Source organism: Bifidobacterium polysaccharolyticum (assembly GCF_016101585.1).
Taxonomy (GTDB): domain Bacteria; phylum Actinomycetota; class Actinomycetes; order Actinomycetales; family Bifidobacteriaceae; genus Bombiscardovia; species Bombiscardovia polysaccharolytica.
In genome coordinates this window covers 449,793-465,902 of record NZ_JACFQG010000001.1, presented here as the reverse complement: position 1 = coordinate 465,902, position 16,110 = coordinate 449,793, and the positions used below count along the sequence as shown (strand labels likewise).

The following is a 16,110-nucleotide window of genomic DNA, read 5'->3' as shown; positions in this document are numbered from 1 at the left end:
CTCTGAACACTGTCGAGGCCTCCTTGCTAGAAATGGTCATCGGTGCGTAAGCGACGGCCCATGTGAGGAGCTGTATCCTCCTGGGCGCCATGAGGTGAACGGCGAGGTAAATGGTGGCGAAAAAGCCTGATGAGGGAAAGTCCTATGGTGCCGGCAGTCTGACGGTCCTGGATGGCTTGGATGCAGTACGCAAGCGTCCAGGCATGTACATCGGGACCACGGACAGCCAGGGGCTCATGCATTGCCTTTGGGAGATCATCGACAATGCCGTGGATGAGGCCCTGGCTGGCCAGTGCGACCACATCAAGGTCATCCTGCACCGGGACGGCTCTATCGAGGTTGACGACAACGGCCGAGGCATCCCTGTCGATATTGAACCTCGGACAGGGCTGACCGGCGTGGAGGTGGTCCTGACCAAGCTCCACGCCGGCGCCAAGTTCGGTAACTCTTCATACACGGCTGTGGGCGGCCTGCACGGAGTGGGCTCTTCGGTGGTCAACGCCCTGAGCTCCCGACTGGACGTGGAGGTGGACAGGGATGGCAAGACCCATCGGATGCGGTTCCACCAGGGTCATCCCGGCACCTACCAGGACCCAGATTCGGAGCATCCATCGCCTGACTCGCCCTTTAAACGCACCAGGAAGAACCGGCCTACGCCCCTGGAGATAGTGGGCAGCGTGCCCAAGTCCCGTACCGGCACCAGGGTGCGTTACTGGGCTGACCCAGAAATCTTCAACACTACGGCCCGGTTCAGCTACGCCCAGCTGATTGACCGGGTGCGTCAGACCAGCTTCCTGGTGCCCGGCCTCAAGATCACCGTGATTGACGACCGCATTCCGGCCACAGGAAGCGCCGAACAGGACCTGCGCCTGGAGGTTGACGGCGACCCCGCTCCGGTCCAGGACGATCAGGACATTCATGAGAACCTTCGTGAATCGTCTGACAACGGCGACATCTCTGAAAAAGGTGCCAGAGACGAACGTGCCGAGGACACGCAGGCAGATGCTGCACTAACCTCGGTCGGACATTCAGATGGCTCTGATTCCGACGGATCGGATCATGAGAGGGATGACGCCAATCTTTCGGCCACTGAGCGGGCTGACCGGCTGATGCTGCAGCCGGAGGACGAGTCCGGCCATCAGCGAGTGGAAGAGTTCCTTCACACCGGTGGAGTGACAGACTTTGTTGACTTCCTGTCCAAGGGTGAGCCGGTCAGCGACATCTGGCGGATCAGTGGACAGGACACCTACCAGGAGGAGACCCAGCGAGTGGGTTCGGACGGCGAGCTGCATGCCGAGCAGGTGGAACGTGTCTGCGGGGTGGATATCGCCCTGCGCTGGGTCAATGACTACGATTCAGTCGTCCGTAGCTTCGTCAATGTGGTGGAGACACCCGGCGGAGGCATGCACGTGGACGGGTTCATGAACGCCGTGACCCGTCAGGTGCGCAAGGCCGTGGAGGCCAATGCCCGCCGCCTCAAGGTCAACCTCAAGGACTCTCACACTAAGGTGGAGCGCGACGATGTCTTGGCTGGGCTGGTGGCCGTGGTCACTGTACGCATCGCCGAGCCGCAGTTCCAGGGCCAGACCAAGGATGTGTTGGGTACAGCCCAGGTCAAACCCATCGTCACCCGAATGACCGACGATCAGTTCGGCCAAATGATCAGTGGCTCCAAGCGCGGCTTCAAGGAGCAGTCCGGCCAAGTACTGGAGAAGATTGTCGGCGAGATGCACGCCCGCGTCCAGGCACGCAAGACCAAGGAGGTCACCAGGCGCAAGAACGCCCTGGAGTCAGCTTCCATGCCCTCCAAGCTCTCGGATTCCATGCCTGGCAACGACGACATCGCTGAGCTGTTCATCGTCGAGGGCGACTCCGCCCTGGGTACGGCCAAGGCCGCCCGAAATTCCATGTTCCAGGCCCTGCTGCCCATCCGCGGCAAAATCCTCAACGTGCAGAAGGCCTCCCTGTCCCAGATGCTGACCAACAAGGAGTGCGCCTCCATTATCCAGGTGGTCGGTGCTGGCTCGGGAGCCAGCTTCGACATCGACCAGGCCCGCTACAACAAGGTCATCATGATGACCGACGCCGATGTTGACGGCGCACACATCCGCATCCTGTTGCTGACCCTCTTCTACCGTTACATGCGGCCCCTGATCGAGAACGGGCGGGTCTACGCAGCCGTGCCGCCCCTGCATCGAATCGCTCTTGCAGGCAAGAACAAGGGGAAGTTCATCTACACCTATTCGGACGATGAGCTGGAAGGCAAGCTGGCCGACCTACAGGCCAAGCACATCGACTACAATCCCGATGTGCAGCGCTACAAGGGTCTGGGTGAGATGGACGCCGACCAGCTTGCTGACACCACCATGGACCCCAGGACCCGCATGCTGCGCCGTATCCGCATGGAGGATGCCGCTCAGGCGGCCGGCATCTTCCCCCTGCTCATGGGCGACGACGTACCGCCCCGCAAGCAGTTCATCGTGGACAATGCCGACGACTTCGACCGGAGCAAGATCGATACCTGATTGACCTTCAGGAATGTCCAAAAGGACGGGGAGAGGAACGTGACACATATGAACGATCCCTTGGGTAATTTCTCCCCGCAGACGGCGGACTGGTTCCGTCAGGCCTTTCCCGAAGGTCCCACGCCGACCCAGGTACAAGCCTGGCCGGCCATCCGCTCGGGCGGCAATGCGCTGATCATCTCGCCCACCGGTTCAGGCAAAACTCTGGCTGCCTTTCTTTGGGCCATTGACGAGCTCGTGACCAGCCCTCGGCGCTCTCGGGAACCAGGTGTCGCTGTGCTCTACGTCTCGCCCATGAAGGCCCTGGGGACGGACGTGGCCCGCAACCTGCAGAATCCGCTGGACGGCATTGCCGAGCGCTTCGCCAGACAGGGACGAAAAGTGCCCAAGGTCCGGACGGGCATCCGCACTGGGGACACCGATGCCCGCGGCCGTAGGGCTCTGGCTGCTCATCCTCCGGATATTCTGGTCACCACCCCCGAATCGCTCTATCTGATGCTGACCTCAAAGACGGCCAGCACACTGAAGAACGTCCAGACCGTTATTGTGGACGAAATCCACGTTTTGGCAGGCAACAAGCGCGGGGCTCATCTGGCGCTGAGCTTGGAGCGGCTGGACGACCTGGTCGGACGGCCAGTGCAGCGGATAGGTCTGTCGGCTACGGTCCGGCCGCCCGAGCAAGTGGCCCGTTTTCTGGGAGGCAGCCGTCCCGTCAGCCTGATTCAGCCCAAGTCGTCCACAGCCATGGACCTGCGGCTTATCGAACCCCTGAAGGACATGGGCGATCTGGCTGCGCCGCCCGGCCAATCGGGCCAGGATGGGCAGGATGGCGACCAAAGAAGCGGATCCATCTGGCCTGCCGTCGAGCGGGCCATTCTGGACCAGGTCCTGTCCCACCACACCACCCTGGTCTTCGTCAACTCCCGAGGTCTTGCCGAGCGCCTGACCGCTCGGCTGAACGACCTGCACCAGTCAGATCTGCAGGCCACGAATCACGACCAGCCAGGTTTATCCCATGAAACAGTCGAGTCCACCGGCAGGGCTGGGCAGGCCAGGGAGCCCGCCCACTACGATTCGGCCACCGGGTCCACTTCCGATAGGACTTCCGGCCTGAGTGTCGACCAACCCATTGCCATGGCCCACCATGGTTCGGTGTCCAAGGAGCGCCGCCGCCAGGTTGAGGACGACCTCAAGGCCGGCAGGCTGCGGTGCGTGGTAGCCACCTCCAGCCTGGAGCTGGGCATCGATATGGGCTCGGTCGATCTGGTCATCCAGGTCAATGCCCCGCTGTCGACCGCCTCGGGACTGCAGAGGGTGGGTCGGGCCGACCATCAAGTGGGACGGGTGTCGCAAGCCAGGCTTTTCCCCCTGACTCGTGAGCAGATCCTGGAGTGTACGGCCAGCATGGAAAGCATGGTCCAAGCCGATATCGAACCCACCATCATGCCCAGCAGTCCTTTGGATGTTCTGGCTCAGCAGACGGTGGCCGCAGCTGCCATGGGGCCACTCAAGGAGCAGGACTGGCTTGCCACAGTCAGACGGGCTGCACCCTTCGCCCACTTGGACCAGCAAGTCTATCGGGCGGTGCTGGGCATGCTCAGCGGCGCCTACACCTCCCAGGACTTCACCGCCTTCCGCCCCATCCTGGTCTGGGATCACCAGGCAGGCACATTGACAGCCCGCCCCGGCGCGCAACGCCTGGCGGTCACCTCCGGAGGCACCATTCCCGACCGTGGCTCCTACAGTGTGGTCATGCCTTCAGAGGCCGCTGGTGGCAAACCCCGTCGAGTAGGAGAGCTGGACGAGGAGATGGTCTATGAGTCCCGAAAGGGAGACGTGATCACCCTGGGCACCACCTCTTGGAGGATCCAGCAGATCACCCGCGATCGTGTGGTGGTGGTACCCGCTCCGGGACGCTCGGCCAGACTGCCCTTCTGGCATGGTGAAGGCACTGGACGTGACCCTGCCTTCGGCCGTCGCCTCGGCAAGCTTGCCAGGGAACTGTCCCAGGGTCTGATACCGGCGGTCCAGACCGCCTCCGGTCGGCCGGGCTTCACTCAAGCTGTCTGCTCTCGTCTGTTGGAGGACGGCCTGGACCGTCCTGCTATCAACAATTTGGCCGCCTTTCTGGCCGAGCAGCAGGCCTCTACGGGCCAGGTGCCCGACGACCGGCATCTGGTGGTCGAGCGTTGCCCCAACGAGGAGGGCGACCTGAGACTGGTCCTCCATTCGCCATACGGCCGCAGGGTCAACGAGCCCTGGGCCCTGGCCATCACCGCACGGCTCTCCCGCGAGCGCGGCTACGACGGATCCGTCTGGGCAGGCGAGGACGGCATTGTCGTGCAGATTCCAGACACGGATGCCTTCCTGGAAGATCAGCGAATATTCGGATTCACCCCCGATCAGGTGGAACGCGAGGTTCGACGGCATCTGGTTGGCTCTGCGCTCTTCCAAGCCCGCTTCCGCCAGTGCGCAGCCCGCTCGCTCTACATGCCCAGGATGGAGCCTGGCCGCAGGGTTCCGCTCTGGCAGCAGCGTCTACGGGCCTCCCGTCTGCTGGATGCAGCCCTGAAGGAGGATGACTTCCCCCTGGTCCTGGAGACCATGCGCGAGTGCCTGCAGGACGTCTACAACATGCCTGCCCTGCGCGAGCTGATGGCCGACCTGGAGCAGGGGAGCGTCCGTCTGGTCCCGGCCTCTACCAAGACCCCCTCGCCCATGGCCTCAGGGCTGCTCTTCGGTTACCTGGGTACCTTCATGTACCAGTACGACATGCCCAAGGCCGAGCGCGATGCCGCCATGCTGGCCATCGACTCCGACTTGCTGGAGCAGATGGTCGGCCAGGTGGACATGGCTGACCTTCTGGACCAGGAGACAGTAGACCAGGTGACCGCTGATTTGCAGCGGCTTTCGCCCAGGACCCGGGCCAAGGGGGCCGAAGGACTGGCCGACCTGCTGCGCATCTTGGGCCCCATGGATTTGGCGGGGATTCGTCGGCGTATGCACGGGCAGGAGGACGAACCGGCGACGGAGGCACAGGTTCGTGTCATTTTGGAAGAGCTGAAAGCCCAGCACAGGGTGGTACAGATCAGGCTAGGCGCTCGCGACTGCTGGGTATGGGCTGGTCAGGCGGGGCGACTTACGGCGGTCCTGGGCCCAGGCATCCAGCCATCCGCCCAGTCAACAAAGGAATCAGACAGCGAGGCCTTCGACCAGCTGATCAGGCAATACGCTGCAGTCCATGGGCCGTTCACCACCAAGGACCTGGCTGGCCACCTGGGCCTGGGCAGTGCTCTCTTGGAGGACAGACTGCGTTCCATGGTCGCACGCGAGCTACTCATGACCGGGGTCTTCCCCCGTCCTGACCTGAGTGCCTATGGTGAGCCCGGATGGGAGGGAGGCGAACCCCGTCGAGGATGGCTGGATCCCGAGGTCTTCCGTCGGCTGCGCTCGAGGTCCCTGGCCAAGGCGAGCAAGGCCGCCAGCCCCGTTCCCGGCCATGTCTACAGCGACTTTCTTCTTCATCAGCAGGGTCTGGCACCCCTCGGTCAGGAACCTCTGATGGGCACTGAGGGGCTACTGGAGGTAGTCGGGCAGCTGGAAGGGCTGGCTCTTCCGCCTGCGCTCTGGGAATCGGCCATCTTCCCGGCCAGGGTGCGTGATTACGGTCCCGCATTGATGGACGATCTGCTGGCCTCGGGCAAGGTGGTCTGGGTGGGTTCCGAACAGGGCGAGGGGCCTCTGGGCGCCATGACCTTTTATCTGGCCGAGGACCTAGATAAGGAGCTTCCAGCACAAGCTGCCGGTTCTCTACCAGTCACGGATGAGGCCGACAAGTCGAGCAACTCGGGCAACGCGGGCGATCTGGAAGAGACCTTGCTGAATGTTCTGGCTGATGGCGGAGCCTACCGCTTCGATCGGCTTCTGCGAGCCTGCGCCGATCGGGGCAGAAGTGACATTGATTCCACTGATTCTGAGACCCCCGACCAGGAGGCTCTGGCCCGGTCGCTCTGGTGGCTGGTCAGGCGTGGAATGGTCACCAACGCCTCCTTGGCTCCAGTACGGCGCCTTGTCCGAGGGTCAGGCCCACAGACCTCAGGTAGGACCCGCCGTTTGCCTCATGGATTGCGTGGACGCGGCAGGCCCTTGGGTCGTTCGGCCTTGACGCGGACAGCCGGCTCATCAGCGCTGTCAGCGGCTACGGAGGGGTTCTGGACTCTGGTTGCGGATGAGCGCGGAGCAGCGGGAGGTGCGTCAGGGACTCACAAGGATGATTCAAGCGATGAGCTTAGAGGTAGTAGCCAGGACGCTGACCGGCAGCGGACCGTCCGCCTGGTCCACGAGGAGCAAGCCATCCTGGACCGTTATGGGCTCCTGGCTCCGGTACTGTCTGAAGTGCGGTCCCTCCCTGGCGGATTCTCGGCCCTCTATCAGGTCTGCAGACGCATGGAGGAGGCCGGCCAGCTGACGCGCGGAGTCATCGTTGACGGTTTCGGCGGCGCCCAGTTCGCCCCGCGGGAGGTGATCGACCAGCTCAGGGACTTCCAAGAAGGTGAGCGCAATAATGATGGTGAAGGCGAATCGGAGCAGCGGCCCCCCGAACCCGTGGTCATGGACGTGACCGATCCAGCCAACCTCTATGGCACGGCTCTTGCCTGGCCAACCACAACAGGGGATGGCGGCGGTCGGCCCATTCGGCGTATGGGGAACCTCATGGTGCAGAATCGAGGCCGTGTCCTGGTCTATGCGGCACCCAAGGGTCATCATCTGCTGGTCTTCGGCAAGCCGGACCGTGGATTGTTGGAGGCCGCCTTCGCCCAGCTGGCCTCATGGCTGAGGCGGGGTGGGCAGGGACGCATTCTCTTCAGTGATGCCAATGGCCGACCCCTGACTATGCGCGAACCGGTGGGCATGGCCATGTCCGCTGCCGGATTCACGGCCGGGCCGGGTGGCATGGCCCTCTACTGAGCCTTTGCTGAGCGTCCTCATGCCACGAAGGCGATAGGTGCTGCCAGTTCCTGGCCGGAGGCATCCCGTCGCATGTCCACGTCGGGCAGTTCAACCGGCGATCCGGCAGCAGTGCTGGCGTGCAGGGGCCAGGAGCCCACCCGGGCCAGCAGCAGGGTGTCCTGACCTTTGAGGAAGCGCTGGGAGCGCACGCCGCCCGTGCCACGGCCCTTGACCGGATACATTTCCAGCGGCGTCAGCTTGGCCGATCCATTCTCGGTGCCTGGCAGGGCCTCGGAGTCGCCGGCCACGGTCAGGACCACGGCCCCGGCCTGGGTGCTCATGCCATCCTCGCCGGTCTCCTGGTAGGTCCAGCCGATATCCCCGGCCGGTACGACCGCGAAGGTGGCAACCTGGCAGTCCTGGGCCAGACGTATGCCCGCCATGCCTGTTGCATTGCGGCCCTGGGGTCGGACCTTGTCCCCGGTGAAGGTCAGCAGGCTGGCATCCGAGGAGATGAGGACCATGCGGTCCCCGTCCTGGCAGGGGGCTGCGAAGACCACCTGGTCGTCATCCTTGAGATCGATGACCGACCAGGAGTCCATGGTGGTCGGCGACTCGCGGTTCCAGCGTTTGACCTTGCCCAGGCGTGTGCCCAGTGCCAGAGGCCGGGAGTCGGTCATGTTGATGACGGTGACGGCGTGCTCGTCGGCCTGGGGTTCGGTGCTGGCCGTTCCGCTCAGGAGCTCGTCGGCCACGATGCCTCCGCTCAGGTTGGGGTTGGCGGTGGCCGGGATCAGCGGTAGGTCGGCCACAGGAGCGGTGATCAGCCGTCCAGCCGTGGTGACCAGGCCGTATGTGGCCAGGGTGGTGGTGGCGAATATGGCGATGATCTGGTCGTCATGCCCACGGTCCTGGTTGCGTGGCCGGGACCGCCATGCATCCAGGGCGCCTGGAGTGCTGCGTGCCAGCAGTCCGGTGGCGCTCATCATGACCGTGCAGGGCTTGTCCTCCATGTGCAGATCGCCACCATCTTCGCTGCGGCTGGTTCCTCCGTTGACCGCTAGTGCAACCTTTCGGCCAGCACTGGCCTTACTGGTGGTCTGTTGAGCGGTCTGCTGATCACTGGCTGCCGACTGCACAGGGGCCAGATCTCCGGATGGCTCCTGGTCCAGGATGACCGTGCGCCTGGGTGTGCCCCACTGGGCCACCGCCTGATCCATCTCCTGGATGACCACCCGATCCAGCTCGGCCGAGGAGTCCAGAATCCGCTCCAGTTCCTCCAGCTGCTTCTTGAGGTCGTCGCGCTCGCCCTCCAGCTCGATCCTGCTCATCTTGGTCAGCCGCCGCAGCCGCAGGTCGAGAATATACTGGGCCTGGGTCTGATCCAGGTCGAAGACCGCCATCAGCTTGGTCTTAGCCGCATCCGCGTCGTCCGAACTGCGGATGACCTGGATGACCTCGTCGATGTCAACCAAGGCCAGCAGGAGCCCTTCGACCAGGTGCAGACGCTCCAGGGCCTTCTTGCGGCGGAACTCGCTGCGACGGTGGATGACCGTCCGCCGGTGCTCCACCCAGACCTCCAGCAGCTCCTTGAGCCCCATGGTTCTGGGCCGTCCATGGACCAAGGCCACGTTGTTTATGGTGAAAGAGTCCTCCAGGGGCGTGTACTTGAAGAGCTTGCCTAGGACCTTGCCTGGGTCGAATCCCGTCTTGATCTCGATGACCAGGCGGGTCCCGTTGTGCCGGTCGGTCAGATCGATGGCGCTGGAGATGCCCTCCAGCTTGTGGTTGCGCACCCCTTCGGAGATGCGCTCCAGAACCCGCTCGGGGCCTACCATGAAGGGCAGTTCGGTGACCACGATGGCCTTCTTTCGGGCGGTCACGTTCTCCAGGTGGGTGACGGACCTGGTCACAAAGGCCCCCCGACCGTGCTCGTAGGCCTTGCGGATGCCGTCCCGCCCTATGATGATCCCGCCCCCGGGCAGATCCGGACCGGGTACATAGCGCATGAGTTCATCCAGCCCTGCGTCCGGGTGGGCCATCAGATACTTGGCGGCGGCCACCACCTCGCCCAGGTTGTGGGTGATCATATTGGTGGCCATACCCACGGCGATGCCCGAGGCTCCGTTGACCAGCAGGTTGGGGATGGCCGAGGGCAGGACCTGGGGCTCCTTGAGTTTGTTGTCGTAGTTGGGGGAGAAGTCCACCGTGTCCTGGTCGATGTCGGCGTTCATGCCCAGAGCCGCCGGGGCCAGCCGGGCCTCGGTGTAACGGGAGGCCGCCGGTCCGTCGTCCAAGGATCCGAAGTTGCCGTGGCCGTCGACCAGAGGCAGGCGCATGGCGAAGGGCTGGGCAAGACGGACCATGGCCTCATATATGGAGGAGTCGCCATGGGGATGCAGCTTGCCCATGACCTCGCCCACGGCCCTGGCGGACTTCATGTATGGGCGGTCCGGGTTGAGGTTCATCTGGCCCATCTGGTAGATGATCCGTCGCTGGACCGGCTTGAGTCCGTCACGGGCATCGGGCAGGGCCCTGGCGTAGATGACCGAGTAGGCGTATTCCAGGAAGGACTTGCTCATCTCCTCGTTCAGGGGGGTTTCGACGATGTGCTCCTTGACCTGCCGGGGGTCGTACCCCGCCGCCTTGCTCCTGCGATGAGTTGCCATGCTCCAGCTCCTGCTCCTTCACGTTCCGCCTTATGATAACCGGACGGTCCGCCAAAGCGTGCCTGCTGGGTCCGGTGTCGGCCTGGGGTCTGACCGTGCTTGAATGGAAGGTATGGGTCTGGATACACCTGACATGAAGGAACTGCTGGAGCCGAGTCTGCCTATCCAATACGGGGACCAGGCGGGGGACAATCATGTTGGCGGACCTCGGCATCTGTCCGCTGTCCTGCCCGCCCTGAGCGCATGTCTGGGAGTGCCTGTGGCCACTGACGTCCATCCGTCTGCCAAGGCCCTCCAGGAGGCCCTGGGGCTGCCTGATGCCCGGTCGGTTGTCGTCGTCCTTGTGGATGGTCTGGGATTCTGGAACCTGGTCAGCCGTCAGGGCCATGTGCCCTACCTGCGCTCGCTGCTGTCCGAACCCATCAACCAGCGTCCGCTCTATACCAGCCTGCCCTCGACTACGGTGGCGGCCATGGGGGTCTTCGGCACCGGGACCAGCCCTGGACTGACCGGTATGACCGGCTACACACAGCTGAACCCCGACACCGGCCAGCTTGGTCAGATGATCCAGTTCAGAGGCGCCCAGGACCCCGAGCGCCTGCAGCGCCGTCCAACTGTCTTCGAGACCCTCCAGGCGCAGGGGGTCCGCGTGACATCTTCGGGCCTGCCGCGTTTTCGTGACTCCGCCCTGACCCGTGCGGCTCTGCGCGGCGGAGAGTACCTGGCCCACAACCACTCCCGTCAGCGTCTCCTGGCCGCCTGCCAGGCTGCCCGCCAGCCAGGGCTGACCTACCTCTACATCCGCGATGTGGACAAGGTGGGACACCACAGCGGTTGGGAGGGCGAAGAATGGGTGGCCGCTCTCGAAGCGACCGATGCACAGCTGGCCGAGCTTCATCGCCGCCTGCCAGCCGGGACGCTGACGGTTATCGTAGCCGATCACGGCATGGTCGAAGCTGATCCGGATCAGCGCATTGACATCGCTCAAGACCGGGAATTGAACCGGGAAGTGCGACTGGTTGGCGGCGAGCCCAGGGCCGTCATGCTCTATCTGGACCAGAGGGCGGATCCCAAGGTCGTGGCCGCCCGTTGGCGGGAGCGTCTGGGGGAGCGGGCCTGGGTGCTGACCCGGGATCAGGCCATCGAAAGGGGAATCTTCGGCCCGGTGGACGTTCGGATTCGCCCCATGATCGGTGACCTTCTGGTTCTGGCCGGTGACCGGGTCACCCTGGTGAATTCGGCTGATCAGACTGATGCAGCGACCAGACTGCCTGGCGTCCACGGCTCCTGGACCCGTCTGGAGACGCAGATTCCCTGCCTGATCGATCTGGTCTGACTGCTGGGGTAGAACCCTACAGCTACTTGCCGAAGAGGATTTCGTCCCAGCTGGGTACGGCCGACCGTCCGGAGTGCTTTTTGGCGCGTTTGCTCCGGCGACCTTCCTTGGGTTCGTCCTCCTGACCGTCCTGACTGGCATCATCGCCTTGATCCGGCTGCTGGAGCTGCTCCTGGTCAGCCTGGCTCTGCCCATGGCTCTGAACAGGAAGGACCATGGTGGACTCGGTGTCCCTGATTGGGGGATGCTCAGCCGTGTCGGGGTCCTCAGTCAGCTCGGCACTGAGGTGGTTGGGGTCTCGTTCGGCTGTCCGCTCCTGGCCTTCCTTGGGTTTGCCATAGAGCCAGGCCGTGAGCGCCGCCTGACGCTCCCCGTTCTCCTGGTCGCCCGATCCATGGTCCTCTTCCTCGTCCTCTATTTGGGCAAAGGCATCGTCCTGGCTTGGAGGGCGCCTGTCAGTCTGGTCATCGATCTCTTCGGCTGTGCCCTGGTCCAAATCGGGCCGATCCTGGCCATGGTCGTCTGCGGAATCATCCAGCAGCATCCTGGCTGCCCTGTTCAGGCAGGTCACAGTGTTGTCATGCATGTTCCAGGCCCAGCGGGCGTTGAAAATCCGCTTGTCCAGCGTAAACACGCCGTTGATGTTCCAGGGTTCGTACCCTCGTCTGGTGGCCTGCCAGGAAACCTGTGCCAGGCTGACCCCGGCACGGGCCAGCACCTTGCCGATCAGTTCCTGATAATTTCGCCCGCCCGACCCTTTGGGCGCCGGCATGGTCAGGAACTGCTCTATGGCATATTTCTTTTCGGTCTCCACCGGGGCCGCGAAACGCCGTACCAGCGCTTCGTTGACAGCGTATTGTTGTGCCACCTGCTCGGGGCGGGCGCCGGCACGCACAGCCGCCTGGATGGCCGAGACAGGTAGGGGCTTGGACTTGCCGGTCCGGGGATCCACATCCTCTTCCTCCTTGACCTGCTTGGCCTCAAGAATGGCGCGATCAAGCGCATCGTCGACCCGTACGGCGAAGTGCCGGTGGTCACAGACGAAGACCAGATCGCCCCTGTCGTCGACATGGTCAAAGCTGGCCATCCTGGTCCCATTCTCAGACATGCACGCCCCTATCCTCTTACGGTTCCTTTACACGGCCTCAGGTATTTCCATTGTGCCCTACGGTTGGTATTTTACGTGCTTTTGAAATCGTGTATCCTATGCGCAGTACATATCGTGTGGAATGACCGGTATACGAGGTGACTGGTCGAACAAGGAAAGGGTACACGATGGCACAAGATTACGATACCCCGCGAGACAAGGATGAAGACGAGGAATCCCTGCAGGAGCTCGGCAAAAGCGGCCAGGATGCCGGGGCCGATCTGGACGACGACGAGAACGCCATCGCCGAGGACTACGAGCTTCCTGGCGCCGACTTAAGCAATGAGGATTCTTCGGTGACCGTCATCCCCATGCAGGGCGATGAATTCATCTGCTCCAACTGCTTCCTGGTCAAGCACCGGAGCCAACTGGCCTACACCACCCCCGACGGCAAGCCCGTCTGCAAGGAGTGCGCCGCCTGATGGCCTATGACGAGTCCTACAACGAGCCCGAAACGGTCGAGGTCCTGTTCAAGTCCTTGGGCGGGGCCGACGTGCCGGAATACGCCATGCCCGGCGATGCCGGGGCCGATCTACGAACCAGGATGGCTGTGGATCTGGCTCCCTTCCAGCGGGCGCTAGTTCCCACGGGAGTGGCCTTGGCCCTGCCCAACGGGTACGTCGGCCTGGTTCACCCGCGCTCGGGGCTGGCAGTGAAAATGGGGGTGACCGTGCTCAACGCGCCGGGGACGATTGATGCTGGGTACCGGGGTGAGATCAAGGTGCCGTTGATCAACCTGGATCCTCATGAGTCGGTCCACTTCGAGCCTGGGGAGCGCATCGCCCAGCTGGTCATCCAGCGTTACGTGCAGGCCCGTTTCGTGCCTGCTGAACGCCTGCCTGGCTCGGCGCGTTCGGATAGCGGATTCGGCTCGACCGGCCGCTGAGGCGCGGTTCGGACACGAGCGACCTGAATGGGCTATATCGAAGTGTAGGATTGGTGCATTATATCGGGATATTGGAGGCTTGAATGGTCACTCAGGAGGGCAGCGTCTGTAGCAATGATGTCGGCGACCAGGCCCCTTCCGGCTTGTCCTCCAGAGCCTTGGGCTGTGAGGTCAGCGACGATCCGCTCAACCCCCTGATGCCAATCTGGGAGATCTGCGCCGCCCATCATCCTGATGAGGATTTGTCCATGCTTCAGCGCGCCTATGACCGGGCCGTGGTCCAGCATGCCGACCAGAGGCGCAAGTCTGGCGAGCCCTACATCATCCATCCATTGGCTGTGGCACAAATTCTGGCCGACCTTGGCATGGGGCCCACGGTAGTTTCGGCCGGTCTACTGCACGACACCGTGGAGGACACCGACTACACCCTGGAGCAGTGCAGGGACGAGTTCGGCGACACGGTGGCTGGCTTGGTGGACGGGGTCACCAAGATATCCAAGATGGATTACGGCGATTCGGCCCAGGCTGAGACCATCCGCAAGATGATTGTGGCCATGAGCCGGGATGTCCGCGTCCTGGTGGTCAAGCTGGCTGACCGTGTGCACAACGCCCGCACCTGGCGCTATGTCAAGGCTTCATCAGCCCAGCGCAAGGCCCGTGAGACCCTGGACGTATATGCGCCCCTTGCCAACCGGCTGGGCATGAACGCCATCAAGACCGAGCTGGAGGAGCTCAGCTTCAAGACCCTCTATCCCAAGATCTACAATGAAATCGTGGTTCTGGTCTCCCGCAGAGCCGGCCAGCGGGAGGTCTACCTGCAGCAGATCCTGGACGAGATTCACGAGGATCTGGATGCTCAGGGCATCAAGGCTCAGGTGACAGGGCGGCCCAAGGACTACTTCAGCATCTACCAGAAGATGATCGTGCGCGGGCACGATTTCGCCAACATCTACGACCTGGTTGGGGTGCGCATCATCGTGGATACCATTCGCGACTGCTATGCTGCCCTGGGTGCCGTCCATGCCCGTTGGAGCCCGGTGCCTGGGCGGTTCAAGGACTACATCGCCATGCCCAAGACCAACCGCTACCAGTCCCTGCATACCACGGTGGTGGGCCCGGGCGGAAAGCCGGTCGAGATCCAGATTCGCACCTGGCAGATGCACCGCCGCGCCGAATTCGGCATCGCCGCCCACTGGAAGTACAAGGAGAACGGTTCTGCAGGCCGCGAGCTCTCCCAGCCCGACAAGTCCGACGTCAAGCGTGAGCGCCAGGAGGGGGAGCTGAGCCAGGAGGACAACCTGACCTGGATCCAGCAGTTGGCCGACTGGACCAGCGAGACTCCGGACTCCAACGAGTTCCTGGGCTCCCTTAAGGATGATCTGGGCGCGGCCGAGGTTTACGTATTCACGCCCAAAGGCAAGATCATCTCCCTGCCGGCCGATTCAACGCCCGTGGACTTCGCCTATGCCGTCCACACCGAGGTTGGCCACAGAACCATGGGCGCCAGGGTCAATGGCCGCCTGGTCCCCCTGGACACCAAGCTGCGCAACGGGGACACGGTAGAGATTCTGACCAGCAAGTCCGACACCGATGGGCCCTCGCGCGACTGGCTCAGCTTTGCCAAGAGCCCCCGTGCCCGCAGCAAAATCCGTCAGTGGTTCAGCAAGGAGCGCCGTTCGGAGACCATCGAGGAGGGCAAGGACGAGCTCATCCGCGCCATGCGCAAGCGGAACCTGCCCGTGGCCAGCCTGCTGACCCCTGAAGCCATGGTGGGGGCTGCCGACGAGCTCAACTATCCCAATGAGAAGGCGGTTTACGCCGCTATTGGCGACGGACAGGTCTCCACTCAGAACGTGATCTCCCGGCTGGTACATGATGCCGGCCGGTCGGCCCTTGAGGACGAGGTGGAGCAGGAGGCCATTCCCCTGCAGCGGGTCACCAAGTCCAGCCGGCCGGAGACCTCCCAGGGGATTTCGGTCAAGGGCGTGGACGATGTCTGGGTCAAGCTGGCCCGTTGCTGTACTCCAGTGCCAGGGGACCCCATCACCGGGTTCATCACCCGCAACCAGGGCGTCTCGGTTCATCGGTCCGACTGCCAGAATCTTCTGGAACTGCGCAAGAAGCAGCCCGAACGCATCATAGAGGTCTCCTGGACGGGCAAACAGGGCACTTTCATGGTCCAGATTCAAGTGGAGGCCCTGGACCGGCCCCACCTGCTCTCGGACATTACTCAGGTCCTGTCCGACCACGGGGTCAACATCCTGTCGGGCAGCCAATCCACCGGTCGTGACCGGGTTGCGGTCAGTCAATTCGTCTTCGAGATGGGCGACCCCCAACATCTGAATACGCTCCTATCGGCTGTCAGGAAGATCGACGGTGTCTTCGATGCCTACCGGCTGACCGGAGCCAAGGGCTCGACCAGACCTCATATGCGGGCCATCTGACTTTCCCTGCAATTACCGTTATGCCTACTTTTCCTCTTACTCTCGCGACGGCATTTTGCCGGTATCTCGTCAAACCTATTACTTGCTTTCAGCCTTGAAAATTCAACGGCTCAAAGTCTAAAAGACGGTTATTAAAAAGACGGTTATTAACGG

General features: G+C 63.0%; 8 protein-coding genes. 6 read left to right on the top strand and 2 right to left on the bottom strand.

Translation table 11 applies throughout. From position 1 onward, the window contains the following. The first annotated feature begins 110 nt into the window (after positions 1-110). Both H3T90_RS01880 and H3T90_RS01875 read left to right on the top strand, forming a co-directional pair. Positions 111-2,525, top strand: coding sequence for a DNA gyrase/topoisomerase IV subunit B (locus tag H3T90_RS01880; protein ID WP_198229401.1), 2,415 nt, complete (start codon positions 111-113; stop codon positions 2,523-2,525). A 48-nt stretch (positions 2,526-2,573) separates the two neighbouring features. After that, the gene (locus tag H3T90_RS01875; protein WP_198229400.1) at positions 2,574-7,493 is read left to right on the top strand and encodes an ATP-dependent helicase; all 4,920 of its coding nucleotides are present in this window, start codon (positions 2,574-2,576) and stop codon (positions 7,491-7,493) included. A 17-nt stretch (positions 7,494-7,510) separates the two neighbouring features. Here the strand turns inward: H3T90_RS01875 and H3T90_RS01870 are convergent, their stop codons facing one another. Next, positions 7,511-10,144 carry a DNA gyrase/topoisomerase IV subunit A gene (locus tag H3T90_RS01870; protein WP_198229399.1) on the bottom strand — a complete coding sequence of 878 codons (2,634 nt, stop codon included), beginning with the start codon at positions 10,142-10,144 and terminating at the stop codon, positions 7,511-7,513. A gap of 112 nt (positions 10,145-10,256) precedes the next feature. On the opposite strand from H3T90_RS01870, the gene H3T90_RS01865 reads away from it, so the two are divergent. Beyond that, positions 10,257-11,480 (top strand): alkaline phosphatase family protein, encoded by a 1,224-nt coding sequence (locus H3T90_RS01865; RefSeq protein WP_198229398.1) that lies wholly within the window; start codon positions 10,257-10,259, stop codon positions 11,478-11,480. A 22-nt stretch (positions 11,481-11,502) separates the two neighbouring features. Here the strand turns inward: H3T90_RS01865 and sepH are convergent, their stop codons facing one another. Beyond that, positions 11,503-12,588, bottom strand: a complete 1,086-nt coding sequence (gene sepH, locus H3T90_RS01860; RefSeq protein ID WP_198229397.1) for a septation protein SepH — start codon at positions 12,586-12,588, stop codon at positions 11,503-11,505. Positions 12,589-12,755: 167 nt separating this feature from the next. Between sepH and H3T90_RS01855 the strand changes: the two genes are divergently transcribed. From H3T90_RS01855 to H3T90_RS01845, 3 genes are all read left to right on the top strand, one after another. Then, a complete protein-coding gene (locus H3T90_RS01855) occupies positions 12,756-13,049 on the top strand; it encodes a DUF4193 domain-containing protein (RefSeq protein ID WP_024627827.1) in 294 nt (97 codons plus the stop codon). After that, entirely contained in the window at positions 13,049-13,513 is a 465-nt protein-coding gene (gene dut, locus H3T90_RS01850; RefSeq protein WP_046322794.1) for a dUTP diphosphatase, read from the top strand. The genes H3T90_RS01855 and dut overlap by 1 nt, the downstream gene beginning before the upstream one ends. 83 nt (positions 13,514-13,596) lie before the next feature. After that, complete coding sequence (locus H3T90_RS01845; protein ID WP_232348601.1) at positions 13,597-15,957, top strand: RelA/SpoT family protein; 2,361 nt, start codon at positions 13,597-13,599, stop codon at positions 15,955-15,957. Positions 15,958-16,110 lie beyond the last annotated feature (153 nt).

Coding starts and splice junctions, on each gene's coding strand:
- H3T90_RS01870 (WP_198229399.1), bottom strand. CDS start 10,144: ATGGCAACTCATCGCAGGAGCAAGGCGGCGGGGTACGACCCCCGGCAG.
- H3T90_RS01875 (WP_198229400.1), top strand. CDS start 2,574: ATGAACGATCCCTTGGGTAATTTCTCCCCGCAGACGGCGGACTGGTTC.
- dut (WP_046322794.1), top strand. CDS start 13,049: ATGGCCTATGACGAGTCCTACAACGAGCCCGAAACGGTCGAGGTCCTG.
- H3T90_RS01845 (WP_232348601.1), top strand. CDS start 13,597: ATGGTCACTCAGGAGGGCAGCGTCTGTAGCAATGATGTCGGCGACCAG.
- H3T90_RS01855 (WP_024627827.1), top strand. CDS start 12,756: ATGGCACAAGATTACGATACCCCGCGAGACAAGGATGAAGACGAGGAA.
- sepH (WP_198229397.1), bottom strand. CDS start 12,588: ATGTCTGAGAATGGGACCAGGATGGCCAGCTTTGACCATGTCGACGAC.
- H3T90_RS01865 (WP_198229398.1), top strand. CDS start 10,257: ATGGGTCTGGATACACCTGACATGAAGGAACTGCTGGAGCCGAGTCTG.
- H3T90_RS01880 (WP_198229401.1), top strand. CDS start 111: ATGGTGGCGAAAAAGCCTGATGAGGGAAAGTCCTATGGTGCCGGCAGT.